22 protein-coding genes are annotated in these 24581 nt (G+C 66.3%); 11 read left to right on the forward strand and 11 right to left on the reverse strand.

Going from position 1 to position 24581, the window contains the following annotated elements; all coding sequences use genetic code 11:
* Positions 1 to 22 precede the first annotated feature (22 nt).
* The 8 genes from RPPS3_RS22635 to RPPS3_RS22670 all read left to right on the forward strand — a co-directional run bounded on the left by RPPS3_RS22635 (position 23) and on the right by RPPS3_RS22670 (position 10289).
* Positions 23 to 502 carry a DUF721 domain-containing protein gene (locus RPPS3_RS22635; RefSeq protein WP_107346739.1) on the forward strand — a complete coding sequence of 160 codons (480 nt, stop codon included), beginning with the start codon at positions 23 to 25 and terminating at the stop codon, positions 500 to 502.
* 143 nt (positions 503 to 645) lie between these two features.
* Positions 646 to 1320, forward strand: a complete 675-nt coding sequence (locus RPPS3_RS22640) for a DsbA family protein (RefSeq protein ID WP_107346055.1) — start codon at positions 646 to 648, stop codon at positions 1318 to 1320.
* Positions 1321 to 1918: 598 nt separating this feature from the next.
* Positions 1919 to 5383, forward strand: a complete 3465-nt coding sequence (gene smc / locus RPPS3_RS22645) for a chromosome segregation protein SMC (RefSeq protein ID WP_107346056.1) — start codon at positions 1919 to 1921, stop codon at positions 5381 to 5383.
* Between the two features lie 235 nt (positions 5384 to 5618).
* Entirely contained in the window at positions 5619 to 6587 is a 969-nt protein-coding gene (locus tag RPPS3_RS22650; RefSeq protein ID WP_107346057.1) for a small ribosomal subunit Rsm22 family protein, read from the forward strand.
* Between the two features lie 99 nt (positions 6588 to 6686).
* The gene (locus RPPS3_RS22655; RefSeq protein ID WP_107346058.1) at positions 6687 to 7253 is read left to right on the forward strand and encodes a LemA family protein; all 567 of its coding nucleotides are present in this window, start codon (positions 6687 to 6689) and stop codon (positions 7251 to 7253) included.
* Between the two features lie 166 nt (positions 7254 to 7419).
* Entirely contained in the window at positions 7420 to 8613 is a 1194-nt protein-coding gene (locus RPPS3_RS22660; protein ID WP_107346059.1) for a M48 family metallopeptidase, read from the forward strand.
* Positions 8614 to 8791: 178 nt separating this feature from the next.
* Positions 8792 to 9565 carry a hypothetical protein gene (locus RPPS3_RS22665; RefSeq protein ID WP_011160028.1) on the forward strand — a complete coding sequence of 258 codons (774 nt, stop codon included), beginning with the start codon at positions 8792 to 8794 and terminating at the stop codon, positions 9563 to 9565.
* 58 nt (positions 9566 to 9623) lie between these two features.
* Positions 9624 to 10289: a hypothetical protein gene (locus tag RPPS3_RS22670; RefSeq protein ID WP_107346060.1), complete on the forward strand. Its 666-nt coding sequence runs from the start codon at positions 9624 to 9626 to the stop codon at positions 10287 to 10289.
* Positions 10290 to 10494: 205 nt separating this feature from the next.
* On the opposite strand, the gene RPPS3_RS22675 is transcribed toward RPPS3_RS22670, so the two are convergent.
* Positions 10495 to 11040, reverse strand: coding sequence for an adenine phosphoribosyltransferase (locus tag RPPS3_RS22675; protein ID WP_107346061.1), 546 nt, complete (start codon positions 11038 to 11040; stop codon positions 10495 to 10497).
* A 153-nt stretch (positions 11041 to 11193) separates the two neighbouring features.
* The gene (locus RPPS3_RS22680) at positions 11194 to 13353 is read right to left on the reverse strand and encodes an anthranilate synthase component I (RefSeq protein ID WP_107346062.1); all 2160 of its coding nucleotides are present in this window, start codon (positions 13351 to 13353) and stop codon (positions 11194 to 11196) included.
* A gap of 296 nt (positions 13354 to 13649) precedes the next feature.
* On the opposite strand from RPPS3_RS22680, the gene RPPS3_RS22685 reads away from it, so the two are divergent.
* The 3 genes from RPPS3_RS22685 (at position 13650) to RPPS3_RS24695 (ending at position 14545) form a co-directional block, all read left to right on the forward strand.
* Positions 13650 to 13844, forward strand: coding sequence for a type II toxin-antitoxin system HicA family toxin (locus RPPS3_RS22685; RefSeq protein WP_107346063.1), 195 nt, complete (start codon positions 13650 to 13652; stop codon positions 13842 to 13844).
* The gene (locus tag RPPS3_RS22690) at positions 13844 to 14050 is read left to right on the forward strand and encodes a type II toxin-antitoxin system HicB family antitoxin (protein ID WP_107346064.1); all 207 of its coding nucleotides are present in this window, start codon (positions 13844 to 13846) and stop codon (positions 14048 to 14050) included. The genes RPPS3_RS22685 and RPPS3_RS22690 overlap by 1 nt, the downstream gene beginning before the upstream one ends.
* A gap of 318 nt (positions 14051 to 14368) precedes the next feature.
* A complete protein-coding gene (locus RPPS3_RS24695; protein ID WP_199851773.1) occupies positions 14369 to 14545 on the forward strand; it encodes a hypothetical protein in 177 nt (58 codons plus the stop codon).
* Between the two features lie 35 nt (positions 14546 to 14580).
* On the opposite strand, the gene RPPS3_RS22695 is transcribed toward RPPS3_RS24695, so the two are convergent.
* The 9 genes from RPPS3_RS22695 to RPPS3_RS22735 all read right to left on the reverse strand — a co-directional run bounded on the left by RPPS3_RS22695 (position 14581) and on the right by RPPS3_RS22735 (position 24548).
* A complete protein-coding gene (locus tag RPPS3_RS22695; protein WP_011160033.1) occupies positions 14581 to 14799 on the reverse strand; it encodes an alkylphosphonate utilization protein in 219 nt (72 codons plus the stop codon).
* 134 nt (positions 14800 to 14933) lie between these two features.
* Complete coding sequence (locus tag RPPS3_RS22700) at positions 14934 to 15617, reverse strand: OmpW/AlkL family protein (protein ID WP_107346065.1); 684 nt, start codon at positions 15615 to 15617, stop codon at positions 14934 to 14936.
* Between the two features lie 232 nt (positions 15618 to 15849).
* A complete protein-coding gene (locus RPPS3_RS22705; protein ID WP_107346066.1) occupies positions 15850 to 16110 on the reverse strand; it encodes a hypothetical protein in 261 nt (86 codons plus the stop codon).
* A gap of 177 nt (positions 16111 to 16287) precedes the next feature.
* Positions 16288 to 18198: a propionyl-CoA synthetase gene (locus tag RPPS3_RS22710; RefSeq protein WP_107346067.1), complete on the reverse strand. Its 1911-nt coding sequence runs from the start codon at positions 18196 to 18198 to the stop codon at positions 16288 to 16290.
* 177 nt (positions 18199 to 18375) lie between these two features.
* Positions 18376 to 19134 carry a tetratricopeptide repeat protein gene (locus RPPS3_RS22715; RefSeq protein WP_107346068.1) on the reverse strand — a complete coding sequence of 253 codons (759 nt, stop codon included), beginning with the start codon at positions 19132 to 19134 and terminating at the stop codon, positions 18376 to 18378.
* 104 nt (positions 19135 to 19238) lie between these two features.
* Positions 19239 to 20042, reverse strand: a complete 804-nt coding sequence (locus tag RPPS3_RS22720) for an SDR family NAD(P)-dependent oxidoreductase (RefSeq protein WP_107346069.1) — start codon at positions 20040 to 20042, stop codon at positions 19239 to 19241.
* A 98-nt stretch (positions 20043 to 20140) separates the two neighbouring features.
* Complete coding sequence (locus tag RPPS3_RS22725) at positions 20141 to 21916, reverse strand: B12-binding domain-containing radical SAM protein (RefSeq protein WP_107346070.1); 1776 nt, start codon at positions 21914 to 21916, stop codon at positions 20141 to 20143.
* Positions 21917 to 22056: 140 nt separating this feature from the next.
* Positions 22057 to 22431, reverse strand: a complete 375-nt coding sequence (locus tag RPPS3_RS22730) for a DUF1850 domain-containing protein (protein WP_107346071.1) — start codon at positions 22429 to 22431, stop codon at positions 22057 to 22059.
* On the reverse strand, positions 22428 to 24548 hold the full coding sequence (locus RPPS3_RS22735; protein ID WP_107346072.1) for a TRAP transporter permease: 2121 nt from the start codon (positions 24546 to 24548) through the stop codon (positions 22428 to 22430). The genes RPPS3_RS22730 and RPPS3_RS22735 overlap by 4 nt, the downstream gene beginning before the upstream one ends.
* Positions 24549 to 24581 lie beyond the last annotated feature (33 nt).

Consider the following 24581-nt stretch of genomic DNA (forward strand, 5'->3'; position numbering starts at 1 on the left):
TATCGTCGCAAAGCGTCCCTGCATGAGCAAGCCCGGCCCGATCTCCGCCAAGCCCCTGTCCGGCCTGTTGGGCGCAACGCTGTCAGAAGCGTTCGCCAAGCAGGGCTTTGCGGCGCGCGAATTGGTGACGCGCTGGTCCGAGATCGCCGGGCCTCAGATCGCGGCGCATTCCGAGCCGCTGAAGATGCAGTGGCCGCGCCCGGTCGACGGCCAGCCGGTGGAACCGGCGACGCTGGTGCTGCGGGTCGAAGGCCCGATGGCGCTGGAGATCCAGCATTCCTCGGACCTGATCCTGGAGCGGGTCAACCGCTTCCTCGGCTGGAATGCGGTCGGGCGGATCGCGCTGCGCCAGGCGCCGCTGTCGCGCCGGCCGCGCAAGACCGTGCCGCCCGGTCCCGATCCGGCAGCGGTCGCCCGCGTCGCTGCGACGCTCGACCAGGTCGCCGATCAGGAGCTGCGCGACGCGCTGGCGCGGCTCGGCGCGACGATCAAGCGGAAGTGACGCCGGCGGTTTTGGCGGTGTTCAGGCCCGGCATTGCCACAATTGTTGTTTCAAGCTAGCGACAATCCCAAGGTCGTGCGGCTGAAGCGCCGCTGACGTGTCGTTGTCCGCGGCGTGTCCCGCCGAACTGGAGCTGTTTGCCGATGATCACGCGCCGCACTTTTACCGCCGCCTTGTCGCTGACCGGGGTCTTCGCCGTCGCCGGCATTTCGCCGTTCCGGCTGATCGACCCGGCCTTCGCCCAGAGCAAGGAAGCCGCGGCGGCCGCCGATGTCGCCAAGCCGATGTCGCTGCCCGACATGGCGCTCGGCCCGAAGGACGCCGCCGTCACCATCACCGAATACGCCTCGCTGACCTGCTCGCACTGCGCCGCGTTCAACGAGCAGGTCTATCCGCAGATCAAGAAGGCCTACATCGACACCGGCAAGATCCGCTACGTGTTCCGGGAATTCCCGCTCGACATCAAGGCCGCCGCCGGCTCGATGCTGTCGCGTTGCATCGCCAAGGAGGATTCCGCCAAGTACTTCGCGGTCACCGACGTGCTGTTCAAGAGCCAGACCGAGTGGGTGCTGAAAGACACCACCGAGCAGCTCAAGCGCATCGGCAAGCAGGCCGGCCTGTCGGGCGAAGAGGTCGAAGCCTGCCTGAAGGACCAGAAGCTGCTCGACAAGATCGCCGCCGACCAGAAGTACGCCAACGAAGTGCTGAAGGTGAACGCCACCCCGACCTTCTTCATCAACGGCGAAATGCTGCGCGGCGAGAACTCGTTCGACGAATTCGCCAAGCGCATCGACGCCCTGCTGGCGAAGAAGAGCTGAGGCGGGGGGCGTTCTCTGCCTGGTGCCAGAACTGCGCGCGATCCCTTCACCACCGTCATTGCCGGGCTTGACCCGGCAATCCATCTCCTTCGCAAGACGGCCTTCCAGTTAGCGCGCTGACGCGCGATGGATCAGCGGGTCGAGCCCGCGGATGACGAGGGCGAATCCCCTCACGTTCGTGCGTAGCGCGAGCCGGATTTCATATCCCCCTGCGCTGCGGATCGATCGAAGTTACGTCCGGCAGATCATCGCAACCGCGACCTCACGGCTTATGGATTCCGGACTTGCGCGCAAAGCGCGCAATCCGGAATGGCGAACGTTGCGTAAGCAAGCCTTTCAGAGAATGGGCAACACCTGGTTGCGACCGACACAGTCAGCAGCGTCCGAAATCCCCAGATTTATCGCGCATTTCCTGCGAATCCCGCCGTGGAAAAGCCCTTCCGCGTGGTTGCTCCTGCCTTAATCGGCGGCCATTGTCGGCGGCTCAACGCTGATGGCTGCGAGCGAGTTGCGACCGGGCGGGACAACCTATGGTATTGTCGCGCTTGAGAGATTCGCTACAGCCGCACGAATCGCGGCCCATAGAGCATCGGACCAGATGAAACTCACGCGTCTCCGCCTCCACGGCTTCAAGTCGTTCGTCGAGCCCACCGACTTCATGATCGAGCCGGGTCTGACCGGCGTGGTCGGGCCGAACGGCTGCGGCAAGTCCAATCTGGTGGAAGCGCTGCGCTGGGCGATGGGCGAAACTTCGCACAAATCGCTGCGCGCGACCGACATGGACGCGGTGATCTTCGCCGGCTCGGGCAACCGTCCGGCGCGCAACCACGCCGAAGTGGTGATGTCGATCGACAATTCCGATCGCACCGCGCCGGCCGCGCTGAACGATTCCGACACCCTGGATATCTCGCGCCGGATCGAGCGCGAGGCCGGCTCGGTGTATCGCATCAACGGCCGCGAAGTCCGCGCCCGCGACGTGCAGCTGCTGTTCGCCGACGCCGCCACCGGCGCCCGGTCGCCGGCGCTGGTCCACCAAGGCAAGATCGGTGAAATCATCCAGGCCAAGCCGGAACAGCGCCGCCGCGTGCTGGAAGACGCCGCCGGCGTTGCCGGTCTGCACGCCCGCCGCCACGAAGCCGAGCTTCGGCTGAAGGCGGCCGAAACCAACCTGACCCGCGTCGAGGACGTGATCGGCCAGCTCTCGACCCAGGTCGACGGCCTGAAGAAGCAGGCGCGCCAGGCGATCCGGTTCCGCGAGGTCGCCGCCAAGGTCCGTAAGACCGAAGCGATGCTGTACCACCTGCGCTGGCGCGACGCGCAGGCCGAAGTCGGCGCCGCCGCCGAGGTGCACGATCTCGGGGTGCGCCAGCTCGCCGAATGCACCCGCGTCCAGGCCGAGGCCTCCCGCATCCAGGCCGAGCGCGCCTCCACTTTGCCGAGCCTGCGCGAGGCGGAAGCCCGCGCCGCCGCCGGCCTGCAGCGGCTGATCAATGCCCGCGAACAGCTCGACCGTGAAGAAGCCCGCGCCAAGGAGCGCGTGGTCGAACTGGAGCGGCGGCTGACGCAGTTCTCCTCCGACGTCGCGCGCGAGCAGCAGCAGGCGATCGATGCCGACGCCGCGCTGGAGCGGCTCGACACCGAAGACGTCGAGCTGCGCGAAGAGATCCTGGAGCGGGTCGAGAAGCGTAGCGGCGTCGACGAGCGTGTCGCCGAAGCCGATGCCTCGCTGAGCGAAGCCGAGCAGCTGTTCGCCGAACTCACCACCCAGCTCGCCGAACTCACCGCGCGGCGCAACCAGTTCGAACAGAGCGTCCGCACCCATCGCGACCGGCTGGCGCGGCTCGATACCGAGATCAAGAACGTCGAGAGCGAGATCGACCGGCTGTCCGCCGAGACCTCCGGCGCCGGCGACCTGACCGAACTCGCCGAAGCGGTCGAGATTGCCCAAGAGCTGCTGGCCGAGCAGGAAGCCGCGGTGCAGGCGGCCGAAGCCGCGCAAATCGCCGCGCGGCAGACGCTGGACGGCTCGCGGGCGCCGCTGGTCGAAGCTGATAAGAAGGTGCAGCGGCTCGAGACCGAAGCCAAGACGATCAGCAAGATCCTCAACGGCGAGACCAAGAATCTGTGGCCGCCGATCATCGACGGCATCACCGTCGCCAAGGGCTATGAGAAAGCGATCGGCGCCGTGCTCGGCGACGATCTCGACGCGCCGGTCGATCCGTCGGCGCCGATGCGCTGGACCGATGTCGGCGTGCAGCCGGAAGATCCGGCGCTGCCGGAAGGCGTCGAGGCGCTGGCGCAGCACGTCACCGCGCCGCCGGAGCTGGCGCGCCGCCTCGCCCAGATCGGCGTCGTCACCAAGGAACGCGGCAATGAGCTGTGCGAAAAGCTCAAGACCGGCCAGCGGCTGGTGTCGCTCGACGGCGACGTCTGGCGCTGGGACGGCTTCGTCGCTTCGGCCCATGCGCCGACCGGCGCCGCCCGCCGTCTCGCCGAACGCGCCCGCCTGACCGACATCGAGAACGAACTCGAGCAGGCCCGGATCGACGCCGCCGCCAAGCGCCAGGCGCTGGAGACCGCCGAAGCCGAATTAAAGATGGCGGCCGCCGCCGAGACCGCCTCACGTGAGGCGCTGCGCGGCGCTCGCCGCGAAGTCGACGCCGCCCGTGAGCGCTTCGCCGCCGCCGAGCGCGAGGTCAACCGCCACGCCGCGCGCAAGTCGGCGCTGGCCGAAGCGCAGTCGCGCCTCGCCACCGACCGCGCCGAAGCCGAGGCCGCGCTGGAGAACGCCGAGGCCCAGATCGCCGATCTGGAGCCGAACACCGAAGCCGAAGCCCGCCTCGCCGCGGTGCGCGGCGACATCGACGGCCGCCGCCGTATCGCCGCGCAGATCCGCGCCGAAGCCCAGGCGCTGGCGCGCGAAGCCGAGCTCGCCGACAAGCGGCTGCAGGCGATCGCCGCCGAGCGGATGGACTGGCAGAAGCGCAAGGCCGGCGCGGCGTCGCAGATCGCCACCGTCGAAGAGCGCGTCGCCGAACTCACCGCCGAGCGCGCAGAGCTCGAGAACGCGCCCGAAGTGTTCGCCGAGAAGCGCAGCGCGGTGATCACCGAGATCGAATTCGCCGAAGCCGATCGCCGCGCCGCCGCCGACGCGCTGGCAGCCGCCGAACAGGCGATGTCCGAGACCGACCGGCTGGCGAAAGCCTCGCTCGAACAGCTCTCCAGCGCTCGCGAAGCCTGCGCCCGCGCCGAGGAGCGGATGGAAGCGGCCCGCCGCCGGCTCGAAGACGTCGAGCGCGAAATCCGCGACATGCTCGAGGTCGAGCCGCAGGCCGCCGCCCAGCTTGCCGAGATCACCGAGGGCGCCGACCTGCCGCCGCTCGCCGAGATCGAAGAGAGCCTGGACAAGCTGCGCCGCGACCGCGAGCGGCTCGGCGCCGTCAACCTGCGCGCCGAGGAAGAACTCAACGAGGTCGAGACCCAGCACGGCACGCTGGCTGCCGAGCGCGACGATCTGGTCGAAGCGATCAAGAAGCTGCGCACCGGCATCCAGAGCCTGAACAAGGAAGCCCGCGAGCGGCTGCTCGCCTCGTTCGACGTCGTCAACGGTCACTTCAAGCGGCTGTTCACCACGCTGTTCGGCGGCGGCGAAGCCGAGCTGAAGCTGATCGAAAGCGACGATCCGCTCGAAGCCGGTCTCGACATTATCGCCAAGCCGCCGGGCAAGAAACCGCAGTCGCTGTCGCTGCTCTCGGGCGGCGAGCAGGCGCTGACCGCGATGGCGCTGATCTTCGCGGTGTTCTTGACCAACCCGTCGCCGATCTGCGTGCTGGACGAAGTCGACGCGCCGCTCGACGACCACAACGTCGAACGGTTCTGCGACCTGCTCACCGACATGGCGAAGACCACGGAAACCCGGTTCATCACCATCACCCACAACCCGATCACCATGGCCCGCATGAACCGCCTGTTCGGCGTCACCATGGCCGAACGCGGCGTCTCCCAGCTGGTCTCCGTCGACCTCCAGGGCGCGGTGGATATTCTCGATCAGAACGTGGCGTGAGCGGCGCTCGCGCCAAGGCAGTGACGCGGCGCAGAAGGATCGACGGATCCGTCATCGCCGGGCTTGACCCGGCGATCCATCTTGTTCGCAAATCATCTTCGTGCTGCGCGCTGCGCGCGCTGATGGATGCGCGGGTCAAGCCCGCGCATGACACACCATTGAGCGGCGACACATCGAGCAGCTGTACTCCCTCGCTGCCGGCGAAACGCGGTGTCACCCGGCAAAGGGTGAGCTGTTGATCCCCCCATCCCTCCCCGCCGAACTCAGAGCCGCGCTGGAGCACAAGCTGCACGGCCTCGCACGCGCCGACACGGCGGCGCGTGCGGAGCGGATTTCGCTGACCTATCGCGGCGGCGGCACCTCGGCGCCGATCACCAGCGAAGCCGACGCGCTGGCCTATGCGGGCGCGCGGATGCCTGCGACCTACGCGGCGGTGATCGCCTGTCTCAACGCGCTGTCTGCGATCCGCCCCGACTTCGCCCCGGCCACGCTGCTCGATGTCGGCGCCGGGCCTGGCACCGCGAGCTGGGCCGCCGCGCAGGCGTTCGAAACGCTGCAGCGCTTCACGCTGCTCGACGCCAATCCGGCGCTGCGCAACCTCGCTCTCCAGCTCGCTGAGGCAACGCGCCTGCCGGCGATCGACTACCGGCTCGGCGACGCCGGCAAGGCGCTGGCCGATGCACCGGAGGCGGCGCTGGTGATCGCCAGCTACGTCATCAACGAGCTCTCCGACACCGCTCGCGCAACCTTTGCCGACGCGCTGTGGCGTAAGACCACAGATACGCTGCTGGTGGTCGAACCCGGCACGCCCGCCGGCTACCAGCGCATCCTCGACCTGCGCGACCGGCTGATCGCCCAAGGCGCGCGCGTGATCGCGCCTTGCCCGCACGAGGCCGCCTGTCCGCTGACCGCACCGGACTGGTGCCACTTCGTGCAGCGGCTGCCGCGCTCGAAGCTGCATCTGCAGCTCAAGGCCGCCGACGTCCCGTTCGAAGACGAGAAGTTCAGCTACGTGGCGCTGACGCGCGCTGCATTGCCGGAGCGGCCGGCGCGCGTGCTGGCGCAGCCCGAGCAGACCAAGGCGGCGATCACCGCCAAACTCTGCACGCCGGCCGGCAAGCTCAAGCTCGCCGTCGCCCCCCGCCGCGACAAGCCCGCCTACGCCCGCTTCCGCCGTCTCGACTGGGGCGACACCGTCGATTGAACGCTTCAACCTGCCGCGACGACCTACAGGTGCCGCGCGGGTGGCGCGGTCCCGGCCGCACGCGTGCCGTTCAGGCGCAAGGTGCAGGGTCGTCGTTGAATGGGAACCGGCAATATGTGGATCTTTCTCGGCATCGTCGTCGCGCTCGCGCTGTATGCGCTCGTGACCTACAACCGCCTGGTGGCGCTGCGGCAACGCGTCGGACAGGCGTTCGCCGACATCGACGTGCAGCTCAAGCAGCGGCACGATCTGATTCCGAACCTGGTCGAGACCGTGAAGGGCTATGCGGCGCACGAGCGCTCGACGCTCGAAGACGTCGTCAAGGCGCGCAACGCCGCGATCTCGGCGCAGGGGCCCGGCCAGATGGCCGCGGCCGAGAACGCGCTGACCGCCTCGCTCGGCCGGCTGATCGCGCTCGGCGAGGCCTATCCGGACCTCAAGGCCAACGCCAATTTCCAGCAGCTACAGGGCGAGCTCAGCGACATCGAGAACAAGATCGCGGCGAGCCGCCGGTTCTTCAACAACGCCGTGCAGGAGTACAACACCGGCATCCAGCAGATGCCCGCCGCGCTGTTCGCCGCCCCCCTCGGCTTCACCCACAAGGACTACTTCGACCTCGGCGAGACGCGCACCCAGGTCGAGCAGGTGCCGCAGGTGAAGTTCTAGTTCGAACGCCTCTCGCTCCCCTCCCCCTTGCGGGGAGGGGTCGGGGGTTGGGGGCCACGAACTCCGTGCTCGCGTCCACCCCCACCCGACCGGCCTTACGGCCGGCCACCCTCCCCGCAAGGGGGAGGGAGGTTCAGGCCGGCGCTGCGAGGATTGGACACCCATCATGGCCGCCTACGGTCTCTACACCCACATCGCCGCCAACAAGACCCGGTCGGTCGTGCTGCTGATCGGGCTGTTCGTGCTGGTGTACGTGCTGGTCTATGCCGGCGCACTGATCGCCGAGGTGATGATCGATGGCGAGCGCACGGTGCCGGACTATCTGCGCGCCGCCACCGCTGACCTGATCAAGGCGGCGCCGTTCGCCACCATCGGCGCGGCGCTGTGGATCGTGATCGCCTATTTCTTCCACCAGAAGCTGATCGACGCCGTGACCGGCGGCCATACGGTGACGCGGACCGAACAGCCGCGGCTGTATAATCTGCTCGAGAACCTGTGCATCTCGCGCGGCATTCCGATGCCGAAGCTGAAGATCATGGACAGCGAAGCGTTGAACGCCTTCGCCAGCGGCCTCAACACCAAGCAATACGCCGTCACGGTGACATCGGGGCTGGTGGAGCGGCTCGACGATGCCGAACTCGAAGCGGTGCTGGCGCACGAGCTGACCCACATCAGGAACGGCGATGTCCAGATGATGGTGATCGCGGTGATCATCGCCGGCGTCGTCGGATTCTTCGGCGAGTTGATGTTCAGGCTGTTCTTCCAGGGCGGGGTACGGATCGGCGGCGGCTGGTCGGGCGGCGGCTCGTCGTCGTCCTCTTCCTCCTCGTCGTCGGGCGACCGCAAGAGCGGCGGCGGCGCGATCATCGTGGTGATCCTGGCGATCGTACTGATCCTGCTGGCTTGGCTGCTGTCGCAGGTGGTGAAGCTGGCGCTGTCGCGGTCGCGCGAATTCCTCGCCGACGCCGGCTCGGTGGAACTGACCAAGAATCCGGATTCGATGATCTCCGCACTGCGCAAGATCGAGAACCGCGGCGAACTGCCGGGCGCGACCTCGGCGGTGATGGAGATGTGCGTCGACAATCCGCGCTCCGGCTTCTCCGATCTGTTCGCCACCCACCCTTCGGTCGAGGCGCGGGTCGACGCGCTGGTCAAGTTTGCCGGCGGACATTACCAGCCGCCGCTGCCCGCTTTGCCGGCGGAGCAGGATGACAATGACACCGCCGCCAGTCGGGAAGGTTCGAAGGTCGATGGTGAAGCGCCAGCTTCCGCCGAGCCGCCGCACGGACCTTGGAGCGACACGCCCGCGCCGACGCCGAAACCGTCGCTGCTGCGCGGACCTTGGGGCCGGCGCGGCTGACCGCCCAAATCAGCGGCACTGCCTCGCATCTGAACGAATTTGTTGAGGACCCGCAGGCGTCATTGCCCGACCGATTGAATTATCCCTTGTTTCTGCCATGTTCGCGCCCAAAGCAGAGGTCTGCACCTTGGCCGGCACGGCCGCGGTGGGGGATCGAACCGGCCGGTAAAGGAATCTCATGGCGAAGCCAGCAGTGATCGTCGTCGGCGCAGACAAGGGCGGCGTGGGCAAAACCACGGTGTCGCGCACCCTGCTCGACTATTTCAGCGCCAACAACGTTCCGACCCGCGCCTTCGACACCGAGTCGCCGCGCGGCACGCTGAAGCGCTTCCATCCCGACATCACCGAGATCGTCGACATGACGTCGACGGCCGACCAGATGAAGATCTTCGACACGCTGAACTCGGCGGTGCCGTCGGTGACCGTGATCGACGTCCGCGCCGGCCTGTTGTCGCCCGCCCTGGCCTCGTTGCGCGACATCGGCTTCCTCGATGCGGCGCGCTCCGGCCAGATCACCTTCGCGGTGTTCCATATTCTCGGCCCGTCGATCGCCTCGCTCGATGAAATCGCCGAGACCGCCAACTTCATGATCGGCGCGAAGTACTTCCTGACGAAGAACTTCATCAACAACACCAGCTTCTTCGAGTGGGACCAGGCGACCTACAATTCGTACTTCCACCGCATCAAGGACGCCACCGAACTGACGATTCCGAAGCTCAACGAAATGGCGTACGAGCAGGTCGAAGTGTCGTCGGTGCCGTTCCTGAAGTTCGTCGCCAACAAGGGCGTCAGCGGCGAGCCGGCCAACTACTCCTTCGTGCTGCGCGGCTATGTCCGGCATTGGCTCGCCAATGTCTGGAGCGAGTTCGACCGGATCAAGCTGACCGACATCGTCGGCAAGGACAAGAACGGCCGCGGCACCCCGGTGACCGACGAGCCGGGCGAGAAATAGTTCGCATCGCTGAGGAAACCGGCTATATCGGACGGCCTTCCCCGACCGATACAGCCTGATGTCGCGCACTCCGGTTTACATCGTCTGTTCGCCGCGCCCGTTCGTCGGCAAGACCCTGATCGCCCGCGTGCTCACCGAATATCTGCTGCTGCAGCGCGGCTCGGTGCTGGCGTTCGACATCAACGTCAAAGAACCGTCGCTGCTCGATTATCTGCCGCGCGTCACCGAGACCGCGCAGGTCGACGATACCTTCGGCAAGATGGCGCTGATGGATCGGCTGATCCTGAACGACGGCCTCGCCAAGGTGATCGACCTCGGCTTCCACGCCTTCGACGAGTTCTTCGACACCTTCGCCGAGATCGGCTTCATCAAGGAAGCGGTGCGGCGGCAGGTGGCGCCGGTGGTGCTGTTCCTCGCCGACACCGACCGCAATTCGGCGCGGGCCTATGATCACCTGCAGGATATCGTGCCGCCGCGGCAGCTGATCACCATCGACAACGAACACATCCTGCTCGGCGAGCTGCCGGCGGTGTACGCCCACGGCCGGGTGATGCGAATCCGCGGGCTGCCGCCGTTCCTGAAGACCTATATCGACCGTGTGAACTTCTCGTTCACCGGCTACCTGCGCGCCGAGCCGGACGCCTCCACCGAACTCAACCAGTGGATCCGCACCAACTACACGACCTTCCGTGCGCTCGAGCTGGAGCTGACGCAGGGACGGTAGCGCTGCCTCCCGCCCGCAAAGCCTGCTCCCTCGCCCCGCTCTTGCGGGGAGAGGGCTGGGGTGAGGGGCTGCGGCCTCCCAGCGCGTGCCAGCTTGCTGATATGCAGTGCCTGGCCCCACGCGGATTGCTACGCAATCCGACCTCTCCTCGCAAAAGGTCGGGGAGAGGTTGGGCAATGCCAAAAGAGTCAGGCTGGACCTAGCCTCAGTGCCCTTCGAATGCCACCAGGGTGCGGACCGGGACGCCCATGGCACGGATCTTGGCGGCGCCGCCGAGCTCCGGCAGGTCGATCACAAAGCAGGCGGCCACGACTTCGGCACCGATCTGGCGGAGCAGCTTGATGGCCCCCTCGGCAGTGCCGCCGGTCGCGATCAGATCGTCGACCAGGATCACCTTCTCGCCGGGCTTCAGCGCGTCGACGTGGATCTCGATGATGTCGGTGCCGTATTCCAGCGCGTATTCCATCGACACGCAGGTGTGCGGCAGCTTGCCCTTCTTGCGGATCGGCACGAAGCCTGATGAGACCTGATGGGCGATCGCGCCGCCGATGATGAAGCCGCGTGCCTCGATGCCCGCCACCTTGTCGATCTTCGAACCCGCCCACGGCTGCACCAGCTCGTCGATCGCCCGGCGGAACGCCCGCGGTTCGCCGAGCAGCGTGGTGATGTCGCGGAAGATGATGCCAGGCTTGGGATAATCCGGAATCGCCCGGACGCTGGCTTTCAAATCGTTTGCAAACTCGGGGGTCATCGGCGCGGGTCTTTCGTTACGGATGGGCGCAATTCGTCATCGGAAGGCGGGAGGCGCAATCGGGCAATTCGGCTGAGTTACCGCCGGAGGTGGTAGCAGAGCTCCCCCGGCGGGCCTTCGATCTGGATCAATCGGCGCCGCAGGCCATTTGGCCTAGACTGGCTGGCCGAGCCGGAAGGCGTTTTCGACGATCCGCAGCCCGACCTCGCCGCCGAGCGACATCAGCGACTCGGGGTGGAATTGCACGCCGCCGACCGGCAGGGTCTTGTGCTCGATCGCCATCGCGATGCCGTCGTCGGTGGAGGCGGTGACGGTCAGCTCCTTCGGCATGTCGCGCATGTCGACATACAGCGAGTGGTAGCGGCCGATCGTGACCTCGCCCGGCAGGCCGCGCATCAGCGTGCCGCCGCGCACCTGGATCCGTGACGGCCGCCCGTGCGCCGGCTGCGCCAGCTGGCCGAGCGTGCCGCCGAAATACTCGCCCATCGCCTGGACGCCGAGGCAGACGCCGAAGATCGGCAGCTTCTTGGCGAGCGCGGCGTCGATCGTGTCCTTGATCTTGAAGTCCTCCGGCCGGCCGGGGCCGGGCGACAGCACCAACAGATCGTAGGCATTCTCGGCCAGCATCTTCAGGCCGTGGACGTAGCGCACCACCGTGACCTGGGCGCCGACCTGGCGGAAGTAATCCGCCAGCATGTGCACGAAGGAATCGTCGTGGTCGACCAGCAGCACCTTCTTGCCCGAGCCGGTGGCGTCCGGCGCCACCGCCGACAGCGGCTTGGCCGGGTCGCCGCGCAGCGCCTGGAACAGCGCCGCGGCCTTGACCTGGCATTCCTTGTCTTCGGCCACCGGATCGGAATCGAACAAACAGGTGGCGCCGACGCGCACTTCGGCAAGACCATCCTTCATTCGGATGGTGCGGATGGTGAGGCCGGTGTTGATCGAACCGTCGAAGCCGACCACGCCGAACGCGCCGGCGTACCAGCGCCGCGGGCTGCGCTCGTTGTCCTCGACGAACTGCATCGCCCACAGTTTCGGCGCACCGGTGACCGTCACCGCCCAGGCGTGGGTGAGGAAGGCGTCGAGCGCATCGAAGCCGGGCCGCAGCATGCCTTCGACATGGTCGACGGTGTGGAACAGCTTCGAATAGGTCTCGATCTGGCGGCGCGCCAAAACTTTGATCGTGCCCGGCACGCAGACCCGCGCTTTGTCGTTGCGGTCGACGTCGGTACACATGTTCAGCTCGAACTCGTCTTTCTCGGAGTTCAGGAGCTTCTGGATCTGCTCGGCGTCGCTGATCGCATCACTGCCGCGGGCAATGGTGCCGGAGATCGGGCAGGTCTCGATCCGGCGGCCGTCGGAGCGAACGAACATTTCCGGCGAGGCCGACACCAGGAATTCGCCGTCGCCGAGATTGAGCAGGCCGCCATAAGGCGACGGATTGATCCGGCACAACCGCTTGAACACTTCGGCCGGCGAGCGCTCGCACGGCTCGCCGAACAGCTGGCCCGGCACCGCCTCGAACAGGTCGCCGCGGGCGAACGCCGCACGGGCCTTCTCGACCACCTTGGGATAGTCGCCCGGGGCATGATCGGCGAAGCCCTGCCGGCCGGTCTGGGTATAGACGCTCTCGGCGGTTTCGTTCGGCAGGCCGGCGGTGGACTGGCCCTTCCAAGCAAATTCATACGAGATGCTGACGCCGCGGCCGGTGGCGCGGTCATAAGCCAGCAGGCGATCCGGCACGTACAGCACGATGTCGCGCTGGTCGGCCTCACGGGCCCGCTTCTGCTTCAGGTCTTCGAACTGGAACACCAGGTCGTAGGCAAAGGCGCCGTACAGCCCGAGCATCGGATCAGCCGGCGAGGCGAACGCGGCGACGACGGCGCGCACCAGCGAGATCGCGCTGGCCCGGCGGGTGCGCTGCTCCTCATCGACCGGAGCCTCGCCGCGGACGATGTGCCCCCTGATTTTGGTGGCGCAGGCCTGCTCGACGACGACGCAGGGCTCCTCGAGCTTGTCGGACAGGAACGCAATCAGCACCCGGCCGCGCGGATTGAGCGCCTCGATGGTGAATTTGTCGGCCTGCGTGGTGAGCGCCAGCGGCGGATCGGCAAAGCCGAGGTCGAAGCTCTCGTAGCGGCCCGGCACGGTCGTGCCGGACGACAGCATCACGCCGCGGCGGTGATCGAGCAGATCGATCAGTTCGTCGAGCGCCTGGCCGCCGGTGAAAGGCTGGGCGCTGCGCGTCACCGCGAGGCCCGTGGCGGTCTTGTAGTCGCTGGTCGCGGGAAGCGAGAAAACGGTCCTGTTCATGGCATCCTCTTAAGCAACTTGCCGGAGGAACGCCACACAGGACAAACGAAAGCCGCCTCGCGTGGCGGCCTCAGGACGATCGGAAATTAACGGGATCGCACGGCCACCTCTGGTCAGGAGGTGCGCCACCAACGACGTCTGAGCAGCGGGGTCGGGCGGAACGTGCGCATGGACCGGAGACGACCACCCCGGCCGTGCGGAGTCAAGGGGCTGCGGACGGGGCGAGATTGCGACCAAAGCAGCAGGTCGCGGGGCGAGATCTAGGCTAATTTGGTCCAGCCGGCAGGGGCCAACCGATGAAGGTTCGAGACGTCATTCTGCTGATCGAAGCCGACGGGTGGATCCACATCGCCACCCGAGGAAGTCACCGGCAGTTCAAGCATCCCTGGAAGCCTGGCCGGGTCACCATCGCCGGCAAACCATCCGACGATCTTGCTCCGGGCACGTTTGCCAGTATCCTGAAACAGGCTGGTTTGAAGGAGCAGCGCTGATGCGCTACGCGGTGGTGATCGAAAAAGCAGAGGGCAACTACTCTGCCTATGTGCCTGATCTGCCCGGCTGTGTGGCCACCGGCGACAGCGTCGCTGCCGTCGAGTTTGAGATCCGCGAAGCGATCCGGTTTCACATCGAGGGCCTGAAGGAAGATGGCCTGCCCGTCCCTGCTCCAACCAGTCTGGCGGAGTACGTCGAGACATAACCGGTTTTCGCTTGAGGAACGTCCCCGCCGGTTCGGCGTTCTCCTTGCGCATGCCGGGTGACAACCGGCCGCAACGGGGATGGCGGACGTGGCTCATTTTGCCGGTTTCTGGCCACGACACCAACGCATCGGTACGCGCTGACGCCTAACCCGTTCCTGGCATGCATCCTCTAAAGTCGTTACTTCCTTGGGTCGCCGTGGGGACAACGGCGACAACTTCCTGCCATCGCAATCGCGCCGTATTCGCACGCAACTTCCGCCCCAATCGGAAGATCGGATTTCGGTTCCGTGACGTGTCGACTATCAGTGAGTGACCCGATGCCGAGCAGACTGGATCAACAGATCGACCGGATCGTCGCCGAAAACGGCGGCAGCCTGCATGACGCGCTCCGCGCGCTGATGCAGGTCAACGAACATCTCGAGGCGGAATTGGAAAGGCTGCGTGCCGTAATGGTGTACAGCCAAGCCTGTGCCGACGGTCAATCGCTGCACTAAGCGATCGTGGCAAACGCCCCGCACCGGGCGCTCCCTCACGCCTTCTTCAAGAACTCCGTGCGCAGCACCAGGCCCTTGATCTTGTCGGTGCGGCCTTCGATTTCGTCTTCGCTGTCGGTGAGGCGAATGCCGCGGATCATCGTGCCGCGCTTCAGCACGGTCGACGAGCCCTTCAGCTTCAGGTCCTTGATAAGGGAGACGTTGTCGCCATCGGCGAGCAGCGCGCCGTTGCAGTCCCTGACTTCGATGCTCATGTCGGTTCCTCGTTTCGTTGGCGCAAAGCCAAAGCAGGAATGCGGCGTGCGCGCAATGCTGCGGCAGGCTGCATCCAAATGAAAAGCGCGAGGCGGATCGCTCCGCCCCGCGCCTGGTGTTGAAGCCGAAAAGCTCAGAACCGGTAGGTGATGCCGGTGCCGATCAGCCACGGATCGAGGTTGACCTTGCCGGTCACGACATTGCCGCCGGCGACGCCGTTCCACTCGGGGCGCAGCCACAGCTTCTTGACGTCGACGTTCCAACCCCAGTGCTTGTCGAACATGTAGTCGAAGCCGATCTGGACCGCCGGAGCGAACGCGTCCTTGAGATGGCTGTCGGTGACGAGGCCACCTGCAGCGCTCTGGCTGAAGAAGAAGGTGTAGTTCACACCGGCGCCGACATACGGCTTGAACGCGCCGAAGTCGGTGAAGTGATACTGCAGGGTCAGGGTCGGCGGCAGCAGCCAGGCCTTACCCACGTCCACGCCAGGTGCGCTGGAGAAAGCGACGGTGTGACGGGTGACGCCGAGGATCAATTCAGCGGCAATGTTCTTGGTGAAGAAGTAGGTGATGTCGAGTTCGGGTACCACAGCATCGGAGGTCTTCAACGCCGAACCGGGCACCTGATCAACGTAGCCCGAGTCACGGGCGACCACGCCCAGCGCGCGCAGGCGGATCATCCACGGGCTGGATTCCTCCACAACCGGCGCCTTGTAGATCGGGCGGGTGGCGAGATCGGCGGCGTCGGCATTGGCCGACACGAGGTTGAATGCCGCCGCCAAAGCCAGCGCCGACACTGCGGTCAGAAACTTGGTCATAGATGCCCCTTTTGAAGCTCGGTCGCGTGAGCGGGAAACCCACGCTCAAGGTGCACAGATGCCGCCGGGGGCTAAGAAGATTTGATCTGAATCAAATCGGGAGGCGGCCGCTGCGTCATTGCGACGCGCGTGACTTTCCGGTCACAGATTGACGTCCTGCCACGGGCAAAGCGATATCGGTTCGCGCGGGAAATCCCCGACTCCGTGCACAAAGCGCAAGTGCCGCAGAGGCTTACGGACGTTCCGGATTGCGCATCATGTACTCGCCGAGATTGCGCTGGGCGCGATTCGCACGGGTGATGGCGTTGGAGCGTTGGACGTCCCGATCCTTCCGGCACGCGACGTATTCGGACGATCCTGCAACCACGCCGTTCTGCCGGCAGTAGGCGTCGTCGTCGCCGATGTCCGCCGGAGCATCGTTGCGGCTTGCGCAGCCGGCGAGCGCAAGGGCGACGACAGAGAGGGCGAGCAGGCGTTTTGCGGTTGACGGCATCAAAGGTCCCCAGAGCACGGGTCATTCCGGGGCGCTTGCGAAGCGAGCGAACCCGGAATCTCGTGGCAACAACATCGGGATTCCGGGTCGCGCGTTACACGCGCCCCCCGGAATGACGTTGCGAGGCTTTGTCTAACCGGAATTGCGGACTTTGTAAGTCCGCAATTCCGAGCTGGCTCAGCTGTGGCTCTTCAGCGCCGAGGAGATGTCGTCGAGCGCGGTCGGGTCTTCGATCGTGGCCGGCATCGTCCAGGCATCGCCGTCGGCGATCTTCTTGATGGTGCCGCGCAGGATCTTACCCGAACGAGTCTTCGGCAGCCGCGGCACGGTGATCGCGAGCTTGAACGCCGCGACCGGGCCGAGCTTGTCGCGCACCAGCTTGACGATCTCCTTCTCGATCTCGGCCGGGTCGCGGTCGACGCCGGTCTTCAGCACGATCAGGCCGCACGGCACCTCGCCCTTGATCGGATCGTTGATGCCGAGCACGGCGCATTCGGCGACGTCCGGATGCGAGGCGAGGATCTCCTCCATGCCGCCGGTCGACAGCCGGTGGCCGGCGACGTTGATGATGTCGTCGGTACGGCCCATCACGAAGACATAGCCGTCTTCGTCGACATAGCCGGCGTCGGAGGTCTTGTAGTAGCCGGGATAGTCGGCGAAGTAGCTCTCGCGGCAACGCTCGTCCTGCTGCCACAGCGTCGGCAGGTTGCCGGGCGGCAACGGCAGCTTGATCACGATAGAGCCCATGGAGCCGGCGGGCACCGGCTTGGCGCCCTCGTCGACGACTTCAAGCTTGTAGCCGGGCATCGGCACCGTCGGCGAACCGTGCTTGACCGGCAGCAGGCCGAGGCCGACCGGATTGCCGGCGATGCACCAGCCGGTTTCGGTCTGCCACCAGTGATCGATCACCGGCACCTTGAGCTGCTGCTCGGCCCACTCCACTGTCGGCGGGTCGGCGCGCTCGCCGGCCAGGAACAGCGTGCGCAACTTCGACAGGTCGTATTTGCGGATGAAGCTGCCATCCGGGTCTTCCTTGCGGATGGCGCGGAACGCGGTCGGCGCCGTGAACAGCGCCACCGCGCCGTGCTCGGAAATGACCCGCCAGAACGCGCCGGCATCCGGGGTGCCGACCGGCTTGCCTTCATACATGATCGAGGTCGCGCCGTGGATCAGCGGGCCGTAGATGATGTAGCTGTGGCCGACCACCCAGCCGATGTCGGAGGCGCACCACCACACCTCGCCCGGCTTGATGCCGTAGAGGTTTTCCATCGTCCATTTCAGCGCGACGAGATGGCCGCCGTTATCGCGGACCACGCCCTTCGGCTTACCGGTCGTGCCGGAGGTGTAGAGAATGTAGAGCGGGTCGGTGGCATCGACCGCGACGCAGTCGGCTTTCTTGCCGGCGGACATCGCCTGCTCGCGCAAGGTCGCCCAGTCGTGATCGCGGCCCGCCTTCAGCTCGCAATCCTGCTGCGGCCGCTTCAGGATGATACAAGCCTCCGGCTTCACCGACGCAAGCTCGATCGCTTCATCGAGCAGCGGCTTGTACTTGACGATGCGGCCCGGCTCGATGCCGCAGCTCGCCGACAGGATCAGCTTCGGCTTGGCGTCTTCGATGCGGGTGGCGAGCTCCTTGGCGGCGAAGCCACCGAACACCACCGAATGCACCGCGCCGATGCGGGCGCAGGCCAGCATCGCCACCATCGATTCCGGCACCATCGGCATATAGAGGATGACGCGGTCACCTTTCTGAACGCCGAAGTCCTGCATGATCGCGGCGAGCGTCTGCACTTCGCGCAGCATCTCGGCGTAGGTGTACTTGCTCACCGTGCCGGTCAGCGGCGAGTCGTGGATCAGCGCGAGCTGATCGGCGCGGCCGCCGGCGACATGGCGGTCGAGCGCGTTGTAGCAGGTGTTGACCTTGGCGCCGGGAAACCAGCGGCCATACAGGCCGAGCGAGGGATCGAACACCTTCTTCGGCGGCTCGATCCAGTCGATGCTCTGCGCGACCTCTCCCCAGAACCCTTCCGGGTCGGCCAGCGAGCGGGCATGAACCTCGCGGTAACGGCTCTTGTCATGGATAGTCATGGCGTCACGCTCCCGTGGATCTCAGGCGGTTTGCCCGCCATGTCCGGCTTTTAGGCGCGGCATGCAACCCCGCCTTTGTTCCTAATCAAGCCGCGTCCTTTGGTTCGGTCCGGCCCGGGCGGCATTGTGGCGAGCTGCCAACGGGTTGCAAGCACCAGCCGGAGGGCCGCCGCGCGTCTAGCTGCCGCTGGCGCCCGACAATTGCCGCAGGCGTGCTTCCAGCGCGGCACGCAGATCGTAGCCGGGGCGGCCGAAGCCGGCCTCGCGCGCGGCAACGAAGGAAGCGTGCGCCTGCTTCAGCGCCCGCAGGGCAGCGGGCTGGCCGGCGCTGTCGCGGAGCGCCCGTCGGTACAGCGCATCGATCCGGCGATCGAGATCGGCCAGCGCCGGATCGGCACAGATCGCCTTGTCCACAGCCTTGCGGGCGCGGCGGCAGTCGAAGCTCGGCTTGCCGGCGACCGCCTGCTGGGCCCCGACCCGTTCGACCTCCAGCGCCAGCGCCTTGTGGTTGGCGCGCGCCGCGACGTGGTCGGGCTTCAGCTTCAGCGCAGCGGAGAAGTCGGCCAGCGCCTTACGGGTGTCACCCTTGCCGCGCCACAGCTCGCCGCGGGCATTGAGCGCATCGGGCTGCTTCGGATCGACCCGCAGCGCGTCGTCATAATCGGCGATCGCCCGATCGACCTGACCGATCCGGGCATGAGCGGCGGCCCGCGCCAGCAGCGCCTTGCAGCGCTCGCCCTTCTCGGTCTCGCGGCTGTCGATCACCTTGCTGCACTGCGCGATGGTGTAGCGATCGTCGGGCTTACTCGCGGCAGCAAGGCACGCCCCCGGATCGGCCGTCGGATCGTCCGGCGGCTCGCCACCGGTCGCGAAGGCGGGCGACGTAGCAAGCGTCGTGGCGATCAGGAAACTCGCGGCAATGAGAACAGCGCGCATCGATCGAACTACCGCTTCGTACTTCAAATCAGCGTCGTTTCATTCCTCTTCGTCATGCCCGGCTTGACCCGGCCATGACGTGGGGAAGCGTAAAGCGCTGCTGCTCAGTTCACCTTCAGCGTCAGGCCGCCGTCGACCACCAGTTCGATGCCGGTGACGTATTTCGACTCGTCGCTGGCGAGGAACAGCGCTGCGTTGGCGACGTCCCAGGCTTCGCCCATGTGGCCCATCGGCACCTGGGCGTCGCGAGCGCGCCACATCGCGTCGACGTCGCCGCCCGAATAACTGGCCGCAAGGCCGGCGGAATGCGCCACCATCGGGGTCTTCATCAGCCCCGGCAGGATCGCGTTCACCCGGACATGGTCCTTGGCGTATTCCACCGCGGTGTTGCGGGTCAGCGCGTTCATCGCCGCCTTGGAGGCCGCGTAGCTGACATAGGAGATGCCGAGATAACGGATCGACGCGATCGACGAGATGTTGATGATCGATCCGCCGCCCTGACGTTGCATCACCGGAACGACGTACTTCATCGCCAGATAGGCGCTCTTCAGGTTGATCGCGAATACGCGGTCCCAATCGGCTTCGGCGACTTCGACGACGCCGCCGGTCTCGGCGATGCCGACATTGTTGTCGAGCACGTCGATGCCGTCCCAGGCCTTGACGCAGGCCGCCACCATCGCCTCGACGTCGGCGGCGCGCGACACATCGGCGGCGAACGCAATGCCGCGGCCGCCTTCGGCCTTGATGATATCGACGGTTTCCTCGGCTGCCGCGAGATTGCGATCGACGCAGAACACCTGCGCGCCCTCGCGCGCGAACGTCACCGCGGTCGCCTTGCCGTTGCCCCAGCCGGGTCCGATCGAACCGGCGCCGACCACCAGCGCGGTTTTGCCTTCAAGTCGTGGCATATTCTGCTGTTCCACTACACGCTACGGCCGCGCCATCACAGGCGCGGGCCTACTCCGCCCTCGCCGTCGGGCAACTCGGCACCCGCGACGAGGGCTGATTACGGCGTCCCGTGCGTGAGATCAAACACCTTCTTCTGGTGGGCGACGGCCTGCTTGGCGCTGGCGCTCTGGGTGAAGAGGTCGAGCGAATCCGCATCGTCGTCCGACACCGGCGTCAGTGCCTGATCGGTGTAGGCCAGCCGCTGCGGATCGCGCGCGACACGGATGCCGATCGCCGCGACTTTGGCGAACGCAGCCAGAATGGCGCCGGTTTTACGTACGCTATCGAGCGCAAAACGCGGCCAGAACAGCAGCGCGCTCGGCGCGGCGAGACCCGGCCGCCGCTCGGACGGGTGCCGCTGCCGGAACAGGCCGCATTGCAGCGGATGTACATTCTCGACCCGGATCGCGGTGGAGAAGATCGCCAGCAGCTTGACCAGGCTGCTGATCTTGATCCCGGTCGCCGCGGCGCGACGCAGCAGCGTCTCGATGTGGTCGGGCGTGTAGTAGCGGCTCCACGCCTCGCGATAGATCGCTTCCCATTCGGACCGCGACATCAACGGATGCGCGGTGCAGACGTGCTCGACGTCGTAGTTGTTGAGATCCGGGTCCATCGCAACGCCGGCGCGCCACAGCGTCTGGTGATCCTCCGAACCCGGCAGCGGCGTCAGGCAGAAGAACTCCATGACGTCGATCGGCAGTTCACGCTTGATGATGTCGATATCGGCGCGGATCGACTCCGGCGTATCGGCCGGAAAGCCCAGGATGTAACCGGCCAGCGTGATGATGCCGTGGTCCTTCCAGGCCAGCAGCATTGCGCGATATTCGGTGATCTTGTTCTGCCGCTTGTTGGCGGTGAGCAGATTGGCCGGATTGATATTCTCCAGCCCGATGAACACCCGCGTCACGCCGGCGCGCTTGGCCTTCTCGATGAAGCGCGGGATCTTGTGACACAGCGTGTCGACCTGGATCATGAAACCGAGCGGAATGTCTTCGGTCTCGCGGATCTGGATCAGGCGGTCGAGGATCGCTTCCCAGTCCTTGTTGCGGGCGAAGTTGTCGTCGGTGATGAAGTACTTGCTGATGCCCTGCGCCCAGTTCCGGCGCACCATCGCCTCGATATCATCGGGCGTGCGGTAGCGCGACTTGCGGCCCTGCACGTTGATGATGGTGCAGAATGAGCACTGATACGGACAGCCGCGCCCGGCATCGACGCTGGTCGACAGGCCGAGCGTCCGCTTCACGGTGGCGAGCGGCAGATACGGCGCCGGCACGCCCTCGATCCCGGGCAGGTCGTTGAGGAAATTATAGACCGGCTGCAGTTGCCCGGCCGCGGCATCCTGCAGCACGCCGTCGAACCGGCCGCCCTCGGCCTCGCCGGCGAACATCGCCACGCCCATGTCGCGGCAGTCGTCGAGGCCGATCGCCTTGCCGTCGAGCATCGCCAGGCAACCGGAGACGTGAAACCCGCCCATCACCACCGGCACGCCGCTTTTCCGGAACGGCCGGGCAATATCGAGCGCGCGCGGATATTGGTTGGACTGCACCCCGACCAGCCCCACCAGGCCGAAATTGCCGTTGCGGGCGAAGCGCTCGAGCAGCGCCGGAATGTCGATCCGGGTATTGAACTCGTCCATCGCCTCGATCTCGAACTCGACGTCGGCACCGAGCACTTGGCGCGCGGCGACGTCGGCGGCGATGCCGTAGAGCGTGGCGAGTGAGTTCGAGGGAATGATCCCGCGCCACCAGCGCAGGACGTAACCGTCATCGTCGTAATGTGACGGTTTGATCAGCAACAGAATAAATTTCCGCTTCGCGTGCGCGACCGGCTGCATTAGCGACACCTCTCCGGCCGAACGCCCGTCGAGCGAACGATCTGTATTGCGGCGCAGTGTGCCTGTGCTTCGGCGGTGGCCGCAAGCGATTAATCGGCATCAGGAGGGCGATATTCAACCGGCAGCAATGCGCTGAGAGGCTAATCCGGGCAGCTGCTGAGCGTGGTCGGCTGCGCCCCGATGGGGTGCCCGACGATCTCGGACAGCCTGCGGCAGTTCCCTTCGCTGCACAGCCGCCACTCGCCAGCGAGGCCGGAGTTGCCGAGCACAACCTCGCGCAGCGGCGGCCGATGTGGGTGCCATTGAAACCAGCCATCGACCAGCCGCGCCTCGGGAGCCGGCTCCATGCCGGCACCGCTGCCTTTGACGCGCGCAGTGATCAGCTCGAGGCCCTGCGGCGTCACCCGCCAGTCTTCCTGCCATTCGGTCTTTTCGATCGAATGCGTCCAGGCCAGCGTGAAGGTGGCGACCACCAGCGTCTTGATGACGCCGGCGGAGGCGACGCACAGGCTCACGCGGCCGCCACCGCATTACGCGGCCGCTGCCGCCACTGCCACGCCACCAGCACCGCGGTGATCAGGAAGCCGACATAGTCGCTGTAGGGAAATTCGCCGAGCAGGCAGATGCTGGCACCGAATGCGACGATGCGCTCGATCACGGTCATCCGGGTGTAAAGAAAGCCGATCGACACCATGCCGAACAGCCCGATCGCGATCAGCGCCTTGAAGGTGGCGTAGGCGACCGCGCCGTAGAAGCCGAGCTCGGCCGCCATCGGATCGCCGGGCTGCAGCATCAAGGCCGGCGAGTACACCGCGATAAACGGAATGACGTAGCCGGCGAGCGCGATCCGCATCGCCTCCCAGCCGATCTTGTCCGGATTTTCGCGGGCGATCGGCGCCGCGGCGAGTGCGGCCAGCGCCACCGGCGGCGAGAGGTCGGCCATGATGCCGTAGTAGAACGCGAACATGTGGCTGACGATCAGCGGCACGCCGAGCTTGGCGAGCGCCGGCGCCGCCAGCGCCGCGGTGATGATGTAGGTCGGGATCGTCGGGATGCCGGTGCCGAGCAGGATCGACAGCAGCATCGTCATCACCAGCGCCAGGAACAGGCTGTGCTCGCCGAGCCCGATCACCCAGGTGCCGAACACGGTGCCGACGCCGGTCTGCGTCATCATGCCGATGATGGTGCCGACGATCGCGCAGGCCATGCCGACGGTGAGCGCCGACTTGGCGCTGTCGGCGAGCGAGTCCCGGCAGGCGCGCAGCGTGGCGCGGCCGCCGCGGGTGATCGCGGCGATCGCCACCAGCGCGGCGACGATCACCACGATCCGCATGATATCGAGGCCGTTATGCGAGGCGGCGCCGACCACCAGCGCCAGCCCGATCCAGAACACGTAGCGCAGCACGGTGTTGGAGAAACCGTGCACGATCGAGGCGCCGAGGATCAGCGCCACCGTCAGCGCCAGGCCCATCGAGCCGGCGTAGAGCGGCGTGAAGCCTTCGAACAGCATGAACACCAGCGCCGCCAGCGGCAGGATCAGGTACCAGCGATCGACCGCGGCGCGCCACGCGCTCGGGATCTCGGACTTCTTCATCCCGACCAGGCCGTGCTTGCCGGCTTCGAGATGCACCATCCAGAACGCGCTAGCGAAATACAGGATCGCCGGGATCACCGCGGCCTTGACGATCACCGCGTAGTCGACGCCGAGCGTCTCGGCCATGATGAACGCCACCGCGCCCATCACCGGCGGCATGATCTGGCCGCCCATCGAGGCGGTGGCTTCGACGCCGGCCGCGAAGGCGCGGCGGTAGCCGAACTTGATCATCAGCGGAATGGTGAACTGACCGACGGTGACGACATTGGCGACGCCGGAGCCGGAGATCGTGCCCATCATGCCCGAGGCGAACACCGCGACCTTGGCCGGGCCGCCGCGGCTGCGGCCGAACAGGCCGAGCGACACGTCGGTGAACAGCTGGATCATCCCGGCACGTTCGAGGAACGAGCCGAACAGAATGAACAGGAAGATGTAGGTCGCCGACACGTAGATCGGCACGCCGTAGAAGCCTTCGGTGCCGAACGACAGATGGGTGACGACCTGGTCGAAATCGTAGCCGCGGTGATTGAACGGCGCCGGTAGATACTGCCCGAAGAACCAGTACAGCAGACACACGCCGCACATGATCGGCAGCGCCGGACCCATCAGCCGCCGCGTGCCCTCGAAGATCAGCACCGCCAGCAGCGTGCCGACCGCGAGATCGAGGTGGGTCGGATCGCCGTCGCGCTGGATCAGGTCGGCATAGAAGATCCACTGATACAGGCCGCAGAAGAATCCGGCCGCACCGATCAGCCAGGCCACCGCGCGGCCGAAATCAGTGCGCGCGGTGAAGTTGCCGATCAGCCCGAAGGTCAGCAGCAACAGGAAGCCGACATGGACGCCGCGCACCACCTGGCTCGGCAGGATGTTCCAGGCCGCGATAACGAGCTGGAAGCTGGCAAAGGCGATCGCCACCGCATAGGCCAGGTGTCGCCAGCCGCGCGGCCCGAACCCGGCCGGAAAGCCGTGCTCGAAATTGTCGAACTCGACATGGACCGGCGCTGGCGTCGGCTCGACCGCAACCTCAGGCTTCAACATCGATGACCGTTCCCGCCGCGTGGTTTGTTGTGT

This window comes from Rhodopseudomonas palustris, from assembly GCF_003031265.1.
In the GTDB taxonomy this organism is placed as follows: domain Bacteria; phylum Pseudomonadota; class Alphaproteobacteria; order Rhizobiales; family Xanthobacteraceae; genus Rhodopseudomonas; species Rhodopseudomonas palustris_H.